At 71.1% G+C, this 16128-nt stretch carries 17 protein-coding genes; 7 read left to right on the plus strand and 10 right to left on the minus strand.

The window, feature by feature from the left end; genetic code table 11:
* Positions 1-68: 68 nt before the first annotated feature.
* Together LOS78_RS20550 and LOS78_RS20555 are read left to right on the plus strand one after the other, a co-directional pair.
* Positions 69-3458: a GAF domain-containing protein gene (locus LOS78_RS20550; RefSeq protein WP_230378552.1), complete on the plus strand. Its 3390-nt coding sequence runs from the start codon at positions 69-71 to the stop codon at positions 3456-3458.
* Complete coding sequence (locus tag LOS78_RS20555; RefSeq protein ID WP_230378553.1) at positions 3451-3810, plus strand: response regulator; 360 nt, start codon at positions 3451-3453, stop codon at positions 3808-3810. The genes LOS78_RS20550 and LOS78_RS20555 overlap by 8 nt, the downstream gene beginning before the upstream one ends.
* A gap of 25 nt (positions 3811-3835) precedes the next feature.
* On the opposite strand, the gene LOS78_RS20560 is transcribed toward LOS78_RS20555, so the two are convergent.
* From LOS78_RS20560 to LOS78_RS22020, 5 genes are all read right to left on the minus strand, one after another.
* Positions 3836-4399 (minus strand): response regulator, encoded by a 564-nt coding sequence (locus LOS78_RS20560; protein WP_230378554.1) that lies wholly within the window; start codon positions 4397-4399, stop codon positions 3836-3838.
* A 265-nt stretch (positions 4400-4664) separates the two neighbouring features.
* Positions 4665-5156 (minus strand): SWFGD domain-containing protein, encoded by a 492-nt coding sequence (locus LOS78_RS20565; RefSeq protein ID WP_230378555.1) that lies wholly within the window; start codon positions 5154-5156, stop codon positions 4665-4667.
* Positions 5157-5246: 90 nt separating this feature from the next.
* The gene (locus LOS78_RS20570) at positions 5247-5720 is read right to left on the minus strand and encodes a DUF2269 domain-containing protein (protein ID WP_028712658.1); all 474 of its coding nucleotides are present in this window, start codon (positions 5718-5720) and stop codon (positions 5247-5249) included.
* On the minus strand, positions 5720-7009 hold the full coding sequence (locus LOS78_RS20575) for an SDR family oxidoreductase (RefSeq protein WP_230378556.1): 1290 nt from the start codon (positions 7007-7009) through the stop codon (positions 5720-5722). Before LOS78_RS20575 ends, LOS78_RS20570 begins: the two co-directional genes overlap by 1 nt.
* 235 nt (positions 7010-7244) lie before the next feature.
* Positions 7245-7370, minus strand: a complete 126-nt coding sequence (locus tag LOS78_RS22020; protein ID WP_256380434.1) for a hypothetical protein — start codon at positions 7368-7370, stop codon at positions 7245-7247.
* A 228-nt stretch (positions 7371-7598) separates the two neighbouring features.
* Between LOS78_RS22020 and LOS78_RS20580 the strand changes: the two genes are divergently transcribed.
* On the plus strand, positions 7599-7796 hold the full coding sequence (locus LOS78_RS20580; protein ID WP_230378989.1) for a hypothetical protein: 198 nt from the start codon (positions 7599-7601) through the stop codon (positions 7794-7796).
* Positions 7797-7825: 29 nt separating this feature from the next.
* Positions 7826-8074 carry a hypothetical protein gene (locus LOS78_RS20585; protein ID WP_230378557.1) on the plus strand — a complete coding sequence of 83 codons (249 nt, stop codon included), beginning with the start codon at positions 7826-7828 and terminating at the stop codon, positions 8072-8074.
* Between the two features lie 400 nt (positions 8075-8474).
* Here LOS78_RS20585 and LOS78_RS20590 read toward each other — a convergent pair whose 3' ends face one another.
* On the minus strand, positions 8475-8858 hold the full coding sequence (locus LOS78_RS20590; RefSeq protein WP_230376846.1) for a hypothetical protein: 384 nt from the start codon (positions 8856-8858) through the stop codon (positions 8475-8477).
* A 54-nt stretch (positions 8859-8912) separates the two neighbouring features.
* Positions 8913-10310, minus strand: a complete 1398-nt coding sequence (locus tag LOS78_RS20595; protein ID WP_230376845.1) for a hypothetical protein — start codon at positions 10308-10310, stop codon at positions 8913-8915.
* 359 nt (positions 10311-10669) lie between these two features.
* Here LOS78_RS20595 and LOS78_RS20600 point away from each other — a divergent pair, with 359 nt between their 5' ends.
* Positions 10670-10912 (plus strand): hypothetical protein, encoded by a 243-nt coding sequence (locus LOS78_RS20600; RefSeq protein WP_230376844.1) that lies wholly within the window; start codon positions 10670-10672, stop codon positions 10910-10912.
* A 99-nt stretch (positions 10913-11011) separates the two neighbouring features.
* Entirely contained in the window at positions 11012-11485 is a 474-nt protein-coding gene (locus LOS78_RS20605; protein ID WP_028712651.1) for a sigma-70 family RNA polymerase sigma factor, read from the plus strand.
* Between the two features lie 898 nt (positions 11486-12383).
* On the opposite strand, the gene LOS78_RS20610 is transcribed toward LOS78_RS20605, so the two are convergent.
* Entirely contained in the window at positions 12384-12881 is a 498-nt protein-coding gene (locus tag LOS78_RS20610; protein WP_028712650.1) for a ferritin-like domain-containing protein, read from the minus strand.
* Positions 12882-12989: 108 nt separating this feature from the next.
* Positions 12990-13397, minus strand: a complete 408-nt coding sequence (locus LOS78_RS20615) for a helix-turn-helix domain-containing protein (RefSeq protein ID WP_230378558.1) — start codon at positions 13395-13397, stop codon at positions 12990-12992.
* 137 nt (positions 13398-13534) lie between these two features.
* On the opposite strand from LOS78_RS20615, the gene LOS78_RS20620 reads away from it, so the two are divergent.
* Entirely contained in the window at positions 13535-14083 is a 549-nt protein-coding gene (locus tag LOS78_RS20620) for an FMN-dependent NADH-azoreductase (protein WP_028713646.1), read from the plus strand.
* A 101-nt stretch (positions 14084-14184) separates the two neighbouring features.
* Here LOS78_RS20620 and LOS78_RS20625 read toward each other — a convergent pair whose 3' ends face one another.
* A complete protein-coding gene (locus LOS78_RS20625; protein WP_230378559.1) occupies positions 14185-16125 on the minus strand; it encodes a 3-hydroxyacyl-CoA dehydrogenase NAD-binding domain-containing protein in 1941 nt (646 codons plus the stop codon).
* Between the last annotated feature and the right edge of the window lie 3 nt (positions 16126-16128).

A 16128-nucleotide genomic window follows, 5' to 3' on the forward strand; every position in this document is an offset into this window, starting at 1 on the left:
GATCGTCCAGGAACCATGTTTGCGCGCATCCGCGCGCGGGGTCGCCAGACATGGAGGGAAGGCTGCGCATGAAGGAAGGACGTCAGGCGTTCCTGCTCCGTCTCAGCGATGCGCTGGCGGCGATTCCGGATGCCGCGGAAATCCAGGAAACGGCGGCGCGCCTGCTGGCGGAACGCCTCGGCGCGGATCGCGCCGCCTATCGCGAGGTCGCGGCGCCGAACGATGCGCGCAACGCCGGGACACATGCCCGCCCGGATGCCCCCGGCCGGCAGGGCGATGACCGGCGGGGCGATGACCGGCAGGGCGATGGCGGGGCGCGGCTGGCGGGCCGGATGGGCGAGCGGCTTCGGCAGGGCAAGCCGGTCGCGCTGGCCGATATCGCGCAGGATCCCCGCATCGGGGCCGAGGCACGCCGGGCCTTTCTGGCCGCCGGAACCCGGGCGCTGCTGGTGGTCCCGCTGCTCCGGCACGGCCGGGAGGCGGCCAATCTGGTCCTCGAACACGGCGCGCCGCGCGACTGGACCCCGGCCGAGGTGAAGCTGGCCGCCGAGGTGGCGGAGAGGGCGCGGGCCGCGGCCGAGCGGGCGGGGGCGCAAATCATCCTGCGCCAGAGCGAGCAGCGCGTCAGCAAGCTTCTCTCGCTGATGCCCGCCGCCGTCTACACCTGCGATGCCGAGGGCCGGCTGACCTTCTTCAACCGCCGCGCCGCCGAGCTGTGGGGGCGGGCGCCGCGGCTCGACGATGCCGGCGAGCGGTTCTGCGGATCGTTCCGGCTGTGGACCGCTGACGGCGCGCCGCTGCGGCCCGAGGACAGCCCGATGGCCGAAGCCCTGCGCGACGGGCGCAGCGCCCGCAACCTCGAAGTCGTCCTCGAACAGCCCGGCGGTGCCCGGCTGGTCACCCATGCCAGCATCGACCCGCTTTACGACGATGACGGCCGGCTGGCGGGGGCGATCAACGTCTTCGTGGACGTGACCGAACGCAAGCAGGCCGAGGCCGCCCTGCAGGCCAGCGAGGAAACCCGCCGCCGGAACCAGAACTGGCTGGCCGCGCAAAAGGAGGCGTTCCGCGCCGCCATGGACGGCGCGGCGCTGGACGTCTCTCTGGGCATCCTTGTCGCGGCGGCGGTCGAGCAGGAAAAGGGGGCGCTGCGATGCGCCTTTTACCTTGCCGATCTTGAAAGCGCGACGCTGCACCATGTCGTCGGCATGACCGACGCCTATGCCGAGCGGGTGAACGGCTTCGAGGTCTCGCCCGAGTCGCTTGCCTGCGGACTGGCCTTCGCCAGCGGCCAGCCGGTCATCACGCCCGACGTCACCCGGGAACCGCGCTGGCGGCCCTGGATCTGGCTGGCGCGCGACTTCGGCTATCGCGCCTGCTGGTTCTTTCCGGTCGAGACCGCCTCGGGACAGCTCGTGGGCGCTCTGGCGATGTATTTCGCCGAGCCGCGCGAGCCCACGGCCCGGGATCGCGAGCTTGCCGCGGCGCTGACCCAGACCGCGGCCATCATCATCTCGCGCATGTATGCCGAGGCGGCCTTGCGCGGCAACGAGGCGCAGCTGGCCGAGGACCTGCAGGCGATGGAGGAGCTGCACGCCGTGGTAAGGGATCTGATCGGCGCCAAGCCGCCGCAGGCGCTTTACGACCGCATCGTCCAGGCGGCGGCGGTGCTGATGCGTTCGGATGCCGCCAGCATCCAGGTGCTGGACCATGAACACGGCCAGCTGAAACTGCTGGCCCATCGCGGATTTCACCCCGAATCCGCCCGGTTCTGGGAATGGGTCGGCATGGATGGCGCCAGTTCCTGCGGACGGGCCTATCACAGCGGCGACAGGGTGGTGATGGCGGATCTGGAACCGCTGATCGACGATCCGGCCGAGGTGGGGGCCTATCGCCGCTCGGGGCTGCGCGCCGTGCAGTCCACGCCGCTGCGGACCCATCGCGGCACGGTGCTCGGCATGCTCTCGACCCATTGGCGCCGGCCGCACCGGCCCAGCGAGCGCGAGCTGCGCTTCCTGGACCTGCTGGTGCGGCTGGCGGCCGATCTGGTCGAGCGGGTGCAGGCCGAGGACCGGCTGCGCGCCAGCGAGGAGCGGCTGCGCCGGTTCGGAGAGGCCTCGCATGACATCTTGTGGATACGCGACGCGAAAACCCTGCAATGGCAATATCTCACCCCCGCCTTCGAGACCATCTACGGGCTGGGGCGCGACGCGGCGCAGGCGGGCGACAATTATCGCGCCTGGATCAGGATGATCGCGGCCGAGGACCGGCGCAAGGCCAGCCATGCCATGCGCCAGGCCCGCCTGGGCCGGCACGTCACCTTCGACTATCGCATCCGCAGGCAGAACGACGGCACCACCCGCTGGCTGCGCAGCACCGTCTTTCCGATCACCAACACCGCCGAGCGGGTGACGTTGATCGGCGGCATCGGCCACGACCTGACGCAGCTGCACAAGGCGGGGCTGCGCCTGCAAACGCTCATGGAGGGAATCCCCCAGCTGGTCTGGCGCGCCATCGACGGCGGGCACTGGACCTGGTCCAGCCCGCAATGGACCGACCATACCGGCCTGAGCAGCGAGGACAGCGCCGGGCTGGGCTGGCTGGACGCGCTGCATCCCGACGACCGGGACAAGGCCATGCATTTCTGGAACGCCGCCGTGCGCACCGGCCATCTTGAGATGGAGGGCCGCATCCGCCATGCCGCGACCCGGCAATACCGCTGGTTCCAGACCCGCGCCACGCCGGTCCGCGACGAATCCGGCATGATCGTCGAATGGCTCGGCACCTCGACCGACATCCACGAGCTGCGCGAATTGCAGGAGCGGCAGAAGGTCCTTGTCGCCGAATTGCAGCACCGGACCCGCAATCTGATGGGCGTGGTCCGCTCGATGGCCGACAAGATCGCGCGCACCAGCACCGACCTGGCCGATTTCCGCGAACGGTTCCACGACCGCCTGGCGGCGCTGGCCCGGGTCCAGGGCCTGCTGTCGCGGCTGGAGGAACATGACCGCGTGACCTTCGACGACCTGATCCGGACCGAGCTTTCCGCCATGGGCAGCGCCTCCGAGCGGGTGGTGCTGCACGGACCGCCGGGCGTCCGCCTGCGCTCCTCGACCGTGCAGATTCTGGCCCTGGCGCTGCATGAGCTGGCGACCAACGCGGTCAAATACGGCGCGCTGGGTCAGCCGGCGGGCCGGCTTGCGGTAAGCTGGCGGCTTCAGCCGCAGGGCGGGCAGGACAAGCCCTGGCTGCATATCGACTGGCGCGAAAGCGGGGTCAGGATGCCGCCTTCGGGCGCGGGTCCGCATGGCAACGGCCAGGGCCGCGAGCTGATCGAGCGCGCCCTGCCCTATCAGCTCAGCGCCCGGACCTCTTACAGCTTCGGACCGGACGGCGTGCATTGCACCATCTCGATCCCGGTCTCTGCCAGCACGACGGAGCCGGACCGGCATGACTGAACCCCTGCTCAAGGCCCGCCGCATCCTTGTGGTCGAGGACGAATTCCTGCTTGCGGCCGAGCTTCGGGGCGAACTGGAACGGGCCGGCGCCATCGTGGTCGGGTGGGCGGGAACGCTTCAGGACGCGATGGCGCTGATCAGAGCCGAAAAGCGGCTGGACGGCGCGCTTCTGGACGTGAACCTGCACGGAGAAGCCGCCTTTCCCGCAGCCGACCTGCTGATCGAGCGGGGGGTGCGGTTCGTGTTCGTGACCGGCTACGACCAATCCGCCCTGCCCGACCGCTTCGCGGGCATCCTGCGGCTGGACAAGCCGGTCGATATGGAAAAGCTCGTGCAGGCCATGGGCGGGTGAACCCCGCCGCAAGGCGGGCAACGGATCAGTTCAGGTGACGCCTGCGCCGTTTCGCATATTCCTTCCCAAGCAGCCGCAGAAGCCATGCTTTCAGCTCCTGCTCGGCCTGTCCCCGCTCGGTCATCGCGACGGCGGATTTCAGCGCCGCCTCGACCAGCCGCTCGGCCGAGGCCCTGTCCGGCATCACCCGCTGCGCCTGCACCAGCATGTCGACCACGATGGTTTCGATCGATTCCGAAGGCCGGACGGGCAGGCGGTCGTGTTGGGCATGCAGGTCATGCAGCATCGGCCGGGCGTGGCTGGGCTTGCTGTAGATCCGGGCATCGCGGAACCGCGGCGGCACGAGCTCGTGATGGCCGCCGGTCAGAAACAGAAAGGGGATGCCGGAGCTCTTCAGGGAATCGGCGATGCAGAAAGAGGTCTCGTCGCCCAGTTTCACGTCGAGGATGGCGGCCTCGATCCGGTCGTCGCAGAGAATGGCGTCATGCACGTCCGCAAATGGGCCCACGACGGAATCGCCCAGCTCAAGGATCTCGGTCGTCAGCTGTTCCGCCAGGAAATAATCGTCCTCAACAACGAGAATGCGCAACCTTCACCCCCCTTCTGCGGGCGCACTGGTCGCATCCCGGAACCAGCCGCGGCCTGCCCCCGTGATCACGATCTGCCCGCCCGAACCCACCGGACCGGAACCAACTCGCAAGCGCGCGGAATGTTCCCCGGCGCGGCCGGCATGGCCAAGCCGCAGGCAGCGCCATGGCGGACGCCTGCAGACCCGTGCGCTGTCATGGTCCCTGCGGCAGAACATCGGGCTGGTGGGGACCGCCGGAATCGGGCGGTCCCCGGCGCGGATAGGGTTACCAGTCGTCGCGGAACCGGCCGCGCGCGCCTTCGCCCATGCGGTCGTCGGCGCGGGTATAGCCGCGGCGCCCGCGGTCGTTGTAATCGCGCAGCTCGTCCTGGCGGCGGCGGCGCTCGGCCTCCTCATCGCCGAACCACGAGGCGACCTCGTCCCCGGCGCGATCCGTCCAGTCGCGATCGTCGCGGCCATAGCCGCCTTCCCGGTCCTGCCGGCGATGGGTGCCGTAGGCGCCGCCGTAATCGCCCCGGCCATAGCCGCGGCGGGGATCGTCGCCATAGCCGCCGCCATAGCCGCCGGGCCGGCCGGAATAATCGCCGTAGGGCGTGCCATAGGCGCCGCGCCCATAATCGCCGTAGCGCCCCGACCGGCCATAGTCCCGGTCGCGATAATCGCTGTCGTCGTCGCGGGCGTAGCGGCTGCGATAGGACCGCTCGGAATAATCCGGGTCCCAGCGATTGCGGTCTTCGTCCCTCCAACGATCTGCCATGTCATCCTCCTGTTCGGTCAGCGCCGCCGCGGGCGGCTGGGTGCGGACAACCGGGGGCGGGCCGGAATGTTCCTGAAAACCGCCGCCCGCCTACCAGAGCTGCGCCGGCCGGGCGATCATCAGCCAGAAGATGCCGAGGACGGCGGCAAAGGCCGGAAAGCCGAAGGCGAACCAGGTCCGGAACAGCCGGAAATAGCGCGGCGGCAGCGCCTGCCCCTCGCGCAGCGCCGCCACGGCAAGGTCGCGCATCCGCATCTGCATCCAGACCACCGGCAGCCAGAAGGCGCCGGTCAGCAGATAAAGCAGCAGCGACAGCACGATCCAGTGCTCGCCCAGCCCGTAGCCCAGATGCCAGGCCAGCGCGAGCCCGGTCAGCGGCTGCGCCACCACGGCGGTGGCGGTGAACAGGAAATCCGCGATCACCACGATCCGCGCCACGCCGGCGATCACTGCCTTGTCGCCCGAGCGATGCGCCAGCAGCATGAAGAAGGCGATGCCGGCGCCGGTCCCCAGCAGCACCGAAGCGCCGATGATATGCAGGTATTTCAGGCCAAGATACAGCATCAGCGTTCGTCCAGGATCGCCAGCGCCACGAAATGCGCGACAAGGATCGGCCAGATCTTCAGCAGGGGCCCCAGCGGTTCGTTCCACAGCTCGGGCAGCAGCAGCGTGCCGGCGACGATGTAGAAACAGGACAGCCCGATCGCCGCCCACAGCCCGCGCCGCGCCGTCGGCCGCCAGGCGATGGCCAGCCCGATGGCCAGATCGGCCAGCGCCCCGGCGACCACGCCCGGCCCGGCCAAGGCGCCGGTCCGGGCGCGATGCATCAGCTCCAGCCCGTTCTCGAAGCCGGTGGTCAGCGAAATCACCGCCGTCAGCGTCCAGAACAGCACCAGCACCACGAACAGAACCGGCTTGATGGGGTAAAGCCCGGCGAACCAGCGTTCCTGGACCGAGGCCGGACGTGCGCGCAGCGCCTCGGCCAGGCTGCGGGGCCGGATGCCGGTGATCTGCGTCCAGGGCCCGGGATCGCCGACGGCGCCGTGGCGGATCTCGCGCCGCGCGGTGCTGCGCAGCGGCGGGCGCCAGCCCAGCCTGCCGGCCAGATCGCCCAGCCGGTAAAGCAGCCCGGCCGCCCATCGCGGCAGCGCCAGGGTCCGGGCCGGGCGCCAGCCCAGCCAGACGCGATGCAGCGCCACCACCTCGGCAAAGGACAGCCGTTCGGGCCCGGCCAGTTCCAGCGCCAGCCGTGCCGGCCGGTCGGGCTGGACGACGAAGGCCACGGTCTCGACGACATCCTCCAGCGCCACCACCTGCAGGGGGCCGGTCTCGGGCATCACCGGCAGCACCGGCAGGACCGCCAGACCCCGGATCAGCGCGCTGGCGCCGAAGACCGGGCCGCCCAGCACCACCGAGGGCCGCAGGATCACCCAGTCCAGATCCAGCGCCATCAGCGCCCTGTCGCCTTCGAGCTTGCTGGCCGAGAAGGCCGAGGCCTGCTGCCGGTCCACCCCGATGGCCGAGAAATGCACCACCCGCCGGATGCCGGCCGCCGCGCAGGCGCGAAACAGCGCCGCCGCGCCGCCGGCATGGGCGGCCGTCGTGTCCTCGCGGGCATTGTCCTGCAGCACGCCGACGCAATTCACCACCGCCTCGACCCCCTCAAGATGCGGCCGCCAGAGGTCGGGATCGTCCGCCTGCCCGAAATCCACCCGGATCCATCGCGACACCGCGCCGAAGGCGGGCGGGCGGGCGCTGCGGCTTGCCCCCAGCACGACATGGCCGTCGGCGGCAAGCCGGGCGCAGACGCTCTGCCCGATCAGGCCGGTCGCGCCTGTCACCAGCACCCTCATGGCCGGCCGGCCCGCGGCGTGCTTCTGGGCCGCATGGCGGCGGCGCGCCTGAAAGCTGGGTGGTTCATGGTCCCGTCTCCCGCAAGAAAGGCCGGTCCTGAACCCGCTGGCGGCGGCTTTGTTCCGGCGTCGACGAAAAGCCCGGCCAAGGGTCATGTCGCGCAGGCAGCGCCTTTCGCGGTTTCAAAGGACCGGCCGGAGGAAGCCCCCCGCTTTTAAAACGGGGGGCTGGCTCTCAATGCTCGGCAGGTTCGATCCATACTCCCATCGCCTGCATTGCAATCACCGACGCTGCTGCAAAAACCGCGCCGGTCATGACGCCGGCGACCAGCGCCGATGCGAGAATCGTTTGATGTGGCATGCTCACCTCCTGATGCCTGTGAGCGGCGCCCCCACGCGCTTATGGAATTAACGCATGAGCAAAAACCCATTGGCGGAAATTGGCTGGACTGCCCATTGCGTCAGCACCCTGCAAGGCGAAATGGCACAGCCGTTTCCGGAATACGGGCGTGTCTGGAACAATGCAGCGATTTTCCGGTTGTTAGCGCCTTTGCCGGAAAAGGCATTTCAGCGAGGAAAGGAAAAAGCCATGGCAAGCAAGCATCCCAAGACCCGCCATCCCTCGGACGCCGATCTGCGGCACGATCCCGGTATCGGCCGTTCGAAGGGCGTCAACCGCAAAGACCCCGAGATCGGCGGCGAAAATACCTTCGAGGGCGATGTGCTGAACGATACCACGCCGCAGGGCGGCGTCGATCCCCGGCAGCGCGGCCGCGAAAACAAGTGACGCGGCGATATAATATCCAGGAGGCAAGAATGACCGGAAAGAAAACCCGTCAACAGCAGCGCCAGATTATCGAGAAGCGCGTGGATACCAGCAATGCCGGCAAGGATTTCGATCCCCGCCCCTATCTTGAGGCCGCAAAACATCCTGAGGGGCAAATAACCGAAGGGCGGGTCAGGCCGCAGGATCTGGAAAACGACGATGGCGACCCTTCTCCCAAGGGGGAAAATCAGGAAAGCCAGCACCACAAGCGCGACGGCCGGCCGGAGGACGAGGGCTGAACCCCGCCCGGCCGAATGGCGAACCCGGCCGGTTCATCGCCCGAGGGCGGCCGGATCGAGGCCGAAGCGCCCGAGCCGGGGTCGCCATCCCCCGACCGCCCGGAATTCGGCTCGGCCATCCGGCGATGCCGCTCGGCCAGCATTCTCGGCCAGCATTCCCGCGGGCGTCACATGCGCCGCCGCCACCTGCAGCCGGGTTTTCCTGCCGGTAACGATCTGCTCCTCCCCGCCATCATCGCCTTGAAGCCCGCCTCGGCCACCGAGGTGGATCCTCTGTTTCATGCGGGGCCTGGCCGGGGTGGACGGCCAGCAGCGCCGTCGCCCGGCTTGAGGCTGTCTTGTCCTTCCGCAGGTCCTGCAGGGCGGCGGCTGCATCCCGAACTCTCCCGTCCGACGTGATTCAGTTTTGGCTGTTTGCGCGGATGAGGATGGCTGTGATGATGATCAGCAGCAGGATGGCGAGGACGGCGAGCCTCTGCGGCAGGGGGCGCGGGCCGGGGTTGCGGCGGGCGCGGGCGCCCTGGGCCAGCTCGGCGCGGCGCGCCAGGCGCAGCTGCTCGCGGCTGACCGGGGTGCCCGCCGCCTCGTCGTCGGTGCCCAGCGGCGCCGCCGCCGGGTCGGGAAAGCCCAGCTTGTCGCCGGTCCGGCCGGCGTCGATCTCGGCGCGCAGCCGCAAGGGATTGGCGCCGCGGCTCTCCTCCGGCCGCTTTCCTGCTTCCGTCTCCGGCCCGGGCGCGCGCGCCTTCTCCATCGCCTTCTCCGTCGCCTTCTCCGGCCTGCTCATCGATCCGGTCCCACGGGGCGGAAAGGGGGCCTTGCGGCCCCCTCTCGCCCGGGTTCAGCGGCGCCCGCGCGAGGCATGGCGCCGGTCGTCGTCATCGTCGCGGCGATGGTCCCAGCCGCGGCGTGCCGCCTCGGCATGGCCCTCGGGATCGCCGAACCAGCCGCCCTGGCCGCCCTGGCCCTGGCCGCGCCCATAATCGTCGTCGCGCCCGCGCGAGGCATAGCGCCGGTCGTCGTCATAGCGCCGCGAGGAGGCGTAGCGGCGGTCGTCGTCGTCGCTCACGAAGCGGCCGCGGCTGTCGCGCTCGCGGTCGTCGTCCCGGCGCGACGCGCCCTGCCCGGCGCCCCGGCCGCGCGAGCCGTAGCGGTCGTCGTCATCGTCGCGGCGGTGGTCCCAGCCGCGGCGTGCCGCCTCGGCATGGCCCTCGGGGTCGCCGAACCAGCCGCCCTGGCCGCGGTCGCGCCCATAATCGTCGTCGCGCCCGCGCGAAGCATAGCGACGGTCGTCGTCGTAGCGCCGCGAGGAGGCGTAGCGGCGGTCGTCGTCGTAGCGCCGCGAGGAGGCATAGCGGCGGTCGTCGTCGTCGCTCGCGAAGCGGCCGCGGCTGTCGCGCTCGCGGTCGTCGTCCCGGCCCGACGCGCCCCGCCCGGAGCCCCGCCCGCGCGAGCCATGGCGGTCGTCGTCGTCGCTGACGAAGCGGCCGCGCTCGTCGCGCTCGGGCATGTTCGAATTCCTCGGCATGATATCCTCCTGATTTGCCGTAAGGTGCCGCGGTTGCGGCGTCGCCGCGCCGTCCTGCCCGGACAGCGCCGTCATGCAGGCGCGGATGCGCCTGCCCAGGGCCGCGGGCTCCACCCCCGCGGCCCTGGCCTTGGCAAGAAGGCCGCTGCGCGGCTTCTCCTCGCGTTCGACGATCCCGCCGATCATCCGGGCCGCGACGCGCAGCCCGGCCAGCGCCAGCGGCCCGTCCAGGTCCCGCCCGGCCCGGCCGAGCAGGAACGACACCAGATCCGCCTCGACGGCGTTCTCGGTCAGCAGCGGGAATTCCTGCAGCCCCGCCTCGGCGGCGGCGTCGTAGAGCAGCCGATGCGCCCCGGCATGCCGCGCCCAGGCCTCGGCCAGGCGCGGCAGCACGGCTTCGGCCTTTTCGGCATCGGCCACCCCGGCGCATTCGCCCAGAAGCGCGCGCAGGGCCTTGTGATGGCCGCGCAGCGCGGCGAAGCCGTCGCCCCGGCCATCCGCCTGATCCTGATCCTGATCCTGATCTTGCTCCTGATCTTGATCTTGCTCCTGATCCGGCTGCTCCTGATCCGCCTGGTCCTGGCCGGATTGCGCGCCCGATTGCGGCCCCGATTGCGGCCCCGATTGCGTCCGGGCCCGATCCTCCGGCCCGCCCTCCTGCCCGCCCTCCTGCCGGCGCCTGCTGCCGGAGGTCTCCGTCTCACGCGCCATGTGATGCCTCCATCTGATGCCCCTCCATGCTGTGGGGCCGATGAACCGGCAGGGGGCGCAAATGTTCCCGCCCCGGCCCAGGCCGCCGCGGCGACGGCAGGGGCCGGAAGGCAGGGAAAGGAACGGGGGCCGCCGGGGCCACCCCCCCTCCGCAAGCCGCCGCAAGCCGCCGCAAGTCCTTGGAACGCAAGGCCCCCGGAACGCCAGGCCCCCGGCGGCGCCCCGCCCGCATCGCCCGAATGTGAGCGGGAGGGCGCGTCCCGTTCTGCAACACTGCCGGAATATGCAGGTTGCAGAGGGTCGCCAAGCGGCGACGATCGATTAAGATATGTCAACTCGCCTGGAAGATGGAGACCCCGATGGCCAACGCTGAAGGCGGCCCCGCCGTCGATCCCGAGCCGGACCCCGAACTGGACAGGGCCCTGGCCGACCTGCTGGCGCAGACCGAGAAGGAGCCGGTCTCGCCGCGGCTGCGCGAACTGGCCAGGCGGCTCGAGACGGCGCTCGAGGACGCCCGCCACCGCCGCGCCGGCCCCGGCAAGGCCGCCGGCAATGGCCCCGGCGATGGCGGCGGTCCCGGCAAGGGCGGCGGCGCCCGCTAGCCCCGGCCGCTTTCCGCCCGGCCGCGCTTTCGCGCGGAACCATCCCCCCGTCCCGGCATTGACTCGGCGTCGCCACCTCGAGGATCGCGAAGGACCGTCATGTCGGACGACATACTCGGACATATCCCAGCCCTCCGGGCCTATTCGCGCGCCCTGTGCAGGTCGGTCCCCGATGCCGAGGACCTGGTCCAGGAGACCCTGCTGCGCGCCATCGAGAACGCCCATCGCTACCGGCCCGGCACCAACATGCGCGCCTGGCTGTTCACCATCATGCGCAACCGCTTCCTGACCAATTGCCAGAAGGCCGCGCGCGAGCGCACCGGGGCGGCGGATTGCGCCTCGCTGCTGGCGCAGGTCAGGCCCGGGCAGGAATGGCACCTGCAGGCGACCGAGCTGCAGGCGGCGCTGCGCGAGATGCCGCGGCATTACCGCGAGGCGATCATCCTGGTCGGGGCGCTCGGCGAGACCTATCTCGACGCCGCCCGCATCCTCGACTGCGACATCGGCACCATCAAGAGCCGGGTGAACCGGGCGCGTTCGATGCTGCGACGGGTGCTGGAGCCGGCGCTCTGACCCGACCCCCGGGCCGACCCGGGCCCCGGGCGCCTGGGCCGGGGCATGGTCATGGCCAGGGCCGGGCGGCTCGCCGGAAGGACGGGCGGGGAACCGGCGCGGGAACATATGCGGGGAAGACGGGCCGGGAACATTTGGAGCCTGGAACATTTGCCCGGCCGGGCGGTTTCCCGCCTTCCCGGAGGCAGCCGGCACGCCCTGCGGAAGTTCCCCTCGCGCGCCGCCGGTCCGCGGCCCGGGGGCAGGCGCGCCGCGCCGGGCGGTTCCGCCGGCCGCGCGCGCGCCCCTCGGGGCCGCGGCGGGCGCCGGCCCTGCCGGGGTCGGGGCGCGGCCGCCACGCCGCCGCCCGGCCGCATCCGGAGGACCCGGAGCGGCGGGCCGGCAGGCCGGCGGCGGCCGCGTCCCGATTGAGGCGGCCAGAACGAGGCGGCCAGAATGAGGTGGAGCGTTCGAGAGGGCCGATCGAGGCGCGGCCGAGCAGGGCGAGGCGAATGATGCCGGCCGACGGGTCCGGCCGTGCGTTCGGCCCTGTGCGTTCGGCCTCGTGCGTTCGGCCTTGTGGCCCCGCCTTGCCGGAGGGCCGCCGGCGTGCCCCGCCCTCCTGCGTTTGCGGCCTTCCGCATCCCCCGCCGGCTTTGCCTCCGCGCCGGTGCCGCCGCCGTCCTGCCCGGGCTTGCCGGCCCAAGGGGGCGTCGCGCCGCGGCCGAGCCTGGAGGCCCTCAGGTCCCGCTTCAGGACCGGGCCCGGGCTACTCCCCTCCGGTCCTGGCCGCCCTCCTGCCCGGGACGTTCCCCGGAGGGGGACGCCTCATGCCGCGGCCATCCTGCGCACCCCGCCTGCGGCGGGCATGCGTTTCCCGGCACCGATGCCTGCCTCGCCGCCCCGCCGGAGGCCCGCCTCAGGCCGGCTCGACCGCGTCGCGGTTGGCCTCGCTCTCGGCGATCTCGGTCAGCAGCTCGTCGGTCTGCGATTCCTCCTCCAGCGTCTGCTCCAGAAGCGCCGCCGCCTCCTTCAGCCCCAGCTGCCGCGCCCATTGCCGCAGCGTGCCGTAGCGGGCGATCTCGTAATGCTCCACCGCCTGGGCGGCGGCGATCAGCCCGGCATCCAGCGCCGGGGCGCCCTTGAAGGCCGCCAGGACCTCCTCGCCCTCCTCGATGATGCCGTCGATGGCCGGGCAGGTCTTGCCCCGCGCCGGCTTGCCCAGAAGCTCGAACACCTGCTGCAGCCGCTCCACATGCGTCTCGCTCTGCTCGCGGTGCTGCTCGAAGGCCTCGCGCAGCCGCTCGGACTGCGCCCCGCGCGCCATCTTCGGCAGCGCCTTCACGATCTGCCGCTCGGCATAATAGATGTCCTTCAGCGTGTCGTGGAAAAGATCGTCGAGGACCTTGTCGGGCATCGGATGTCTCCTTCCTGAAAAAAAAACAGCCCCGGAACCCGGAGCCGCGACGCAATCAACAAAACCAAGGCAAAGATGTTCCACGGAACAATCAGAAGAGAAAAAGGTTCAGGCCCGCGGCTGGGGTGCGGGCGCGGCCGGGCCGGGGCGGGCCTGCTCGCCCCGCGCCAGGTCGAAGCGCGCCTGCGCGGCCTGTATCGTGCCGATATTCGCCAGCGCCCATTGCGCCAGGGCGCAGACCGGCTCGCGCAGCGACCGGCCCAGTTCGGTCAGTTCGTAGTCCACGCGCGGCGGGATGCTGGGCGTCACCGTGCGCGACACCAGCCCGTCACGCTCCAGCCCGCGCAGCGTCAGCGTCAGCATGCGCTGCGAAATGCTGGGAATCTCGCGCCGCAGCTCGTTGAAGCGCCTCGGCCCCTCGGCCAGGACCGAGACGATCAGCAGGCTCCACTTGTCTCCGATCCGCTGCAGGACGGCGGTAAAGGCCCTGCAACCGAAACTGTCGGGGTCGTGCATGGGAAGATCCTCCGGTTACCTCTGTGCGACCATGGCACAGCCATGTAAGCGCGGCACAGGATTGTGCCTTCTTGCGGCCGGCCGCATGCCGGTTACATGGGAAGCCGCAGTATATATTCCATACCTAGGAGGCAATAGTGACCATCCTGCATATCGACAGCAGCATCACCGGCGAAAACAGCGTCAGCCGCGCGGTCAGCCGGGCCATCGTGGACAAGCTGGCCGCCGGGCGGCCGGATGCCCGCGTCGTGCACCGCGATCTTGCCCGCCATCCGCTGCCGCACCTGACGCTGGACGCCCTGGCCGACGCATCCGTGCTCGAGGAGTTTCTGGAGGCCGAGACGGTGGTGATCGGCGCGCCGATGTACAATTTCACCCTGCCCAGCCAGCTGAAGGCCTGGATCGACCGCGTCGTGGTTTCCGGCCGGACCTTCCGCTATACCGAGGCCGGGCCGGAGGGGCTGGCCAAGGGCAAGCGCGTGATCGTCGCCCTGGCGCGCGGCGGCTTCTACAGCGAGCATCCGGCCGCGGCGCTGGAGCATCTGGAGACCTATCTGCGCTCGGTATTCGGCTTCATCGGCATCGCGCCGGAATTCGTCATGGCCGACGGGGTGAATCTGGGCCCCGAGCAGCGGCAGGCCGCCATCGAGCAGGCCCTGGGCCAGACCCTGGAACTGGCGGCCTGATCGCGATGCGGCCCGGCAGGCGCCGGGCCCGTCCCGGCGGCGGGGACGGATGCCGGCCCAGCCTTGCCGCATGACGCGAGGGCCCGCCCCCCCGCCGCGGGTCAGCCGCGGATGCCGGTGGCGAACATCGGCCCGCCGCGCCAGCGCGGGAAGCCGTAGCCGTGGATCTCGACCAGATCGATATCGGCAGGCGCCTGCGCGATGCCCTCCTCCAGGATCGCCTGCCCCTCGGCGGCCATTTCGGCGACAAGGGCCTGGGCGATCTCGTCGCGGCTCATCGCCGGGCCGGGCCGGATTTGGCCCGCCAGCAGTTCGGCCACCGCCGGGGAAGGCTGCGGCCTGCGTTCGCCCGGGGCATAGTCATACCAGCCGCCGCCGGTCTTCTGGCCCTTGCGGCCGGCGCGCACCAGGATGTCGCCCAGCGTCTCGGGCACCTCCTGCCCCGCCGCCCGCGCGCCCTCGCGCTGCAGGAAGGCGATGTCGAGCCCGCCCAGATCCTGCGCCTCGAACGGGCCCATGGCAAAGCCATAGCCGCGCATGGCGGCGTCGATTTCTGCGATCGGCACGCCCTTGCGGACCAGCGCCTCGGCCGCGGCGCGATAGCGTTTCAGGATACGGTTGCCGATGAAGCCCTCGCAGATGCCGGCGCGGACCGGGATCTTCTTCAGCAGCCGCGCCAGCGCGAAGCCGGTGGCCAAGGTGCGGTCCGAGGTTTCCGGCGCGGGCACGATCTCCAGGAGCTTCATCACATTGGCCGGGCTGAAGAAATGCAGGCCAATGAAACGCTTGGGGTTGGGCAGCCCCTCGGCGATGGCGCGCGGATCGAGATAGGAGGTATTGGTCGCCAGCACCGCATCCGGGCGGCAGACCCGGGCGAGTTGCTCGAACACGGCGCGCTTGACGCCGATTTCCTCGAACACCGCCTCGATGACCAGATCGGCATCGGCGAGGCTGGCGTAATCCGTCGTCCCGGTGACGCCGGCCGCCAGGGCCTCGGCCTGCGCCTCGGTCAGCTTGCCGCGCTTGACGCCGCCCGCGAAGATGCCGCGCAGATTGGCAAGGCCGCGCGCCACCGCCTCGTCGTCGCGCTCGACCAGGGTGACGGGCAGGCCAGCCTCGCGCAGGGCGGCGCCGATCCCCGCGCCCATGGTGCCGCCGCCGATGACCGCCGCGCGGCGCAGGGGCAAGGGGTCCACCTCGCGCAGGGCGGCCGGGCGCAGCGCGGCGCGCTCGGCGAAGAAGACATGGCGCAGCGCCGCCGCCTGATCCGAGCCGCGCAGTTCCAGGAAGGTCTGGCGCTCGAAGGCCATGGCCTCGGCGAAGGGCGCCTCGACGGCCTTGCGCAGGCAGGCCAGCGCCCGCAGCGGCGCGGCAGCGCCCTTGGCGGCTTTGGCCACGGCCTTCTCCTGCTCGGCCCAGAAACCGGCATCGGGCGCGGCGACGGGACGGGCCGAGACCGGCGCGGGCAAGGGCCGGGCCAGCGCCTGCCGGGCGAAGGCTGTGGCGCCTTCCAGCAGGTCGCCCTCGATCACCGCATCGACCAGCCCGGCGGCGAGGGCCTTCGGCGCGCGCATCGGCCGGCCCGAAGTGACCAGCTCCACCGCCAGCGCGGCCCCGGCAAGGCGCGGGGTGCGCACCGTGCCCGAGGCGCCGGGAACGATGCCCAGGCTCACCTCGGGCAGGCCGACCGAGGCGTCGGGGGCGGCCACCCGGAAGCGGCAGCCCATCGCCACCTCGAACCCGCCGCCCAGGGCCGAGCCGTGGATGGCCGCGACCCAAGGCTTTTGCGCAGCCTCGATCCGGTCCACCAGATCGTGCAGGTGCGGCGGCTGCGGCGGCTTGCCGAATTCGGTCACATCGGCCCCGGCGATGAAGGTGCGACCGGCGCAGATTAGCACCACCGCCGCGACCTGTGGGTCCGCGTCCAGCATGTCCACGGCATCCCACAGCCCCTGCCGGAGCGCCTGGCTCAGCGCGTTGACCGGCGGGTTGTCCACGGTGACGATGGCGATTTCCCCTTGGCGGGCGATGGTGACGGTCATTTC

The sequence above is a fragment of the Paracoccus sp. MA genome (genome assembly GCF_020990385.1).
GTDB lineage: Bacteria > Pseudomonadota > Alphaproteobacteria > Rhodobacterales > Rhodobacteraceae > Paracoccus.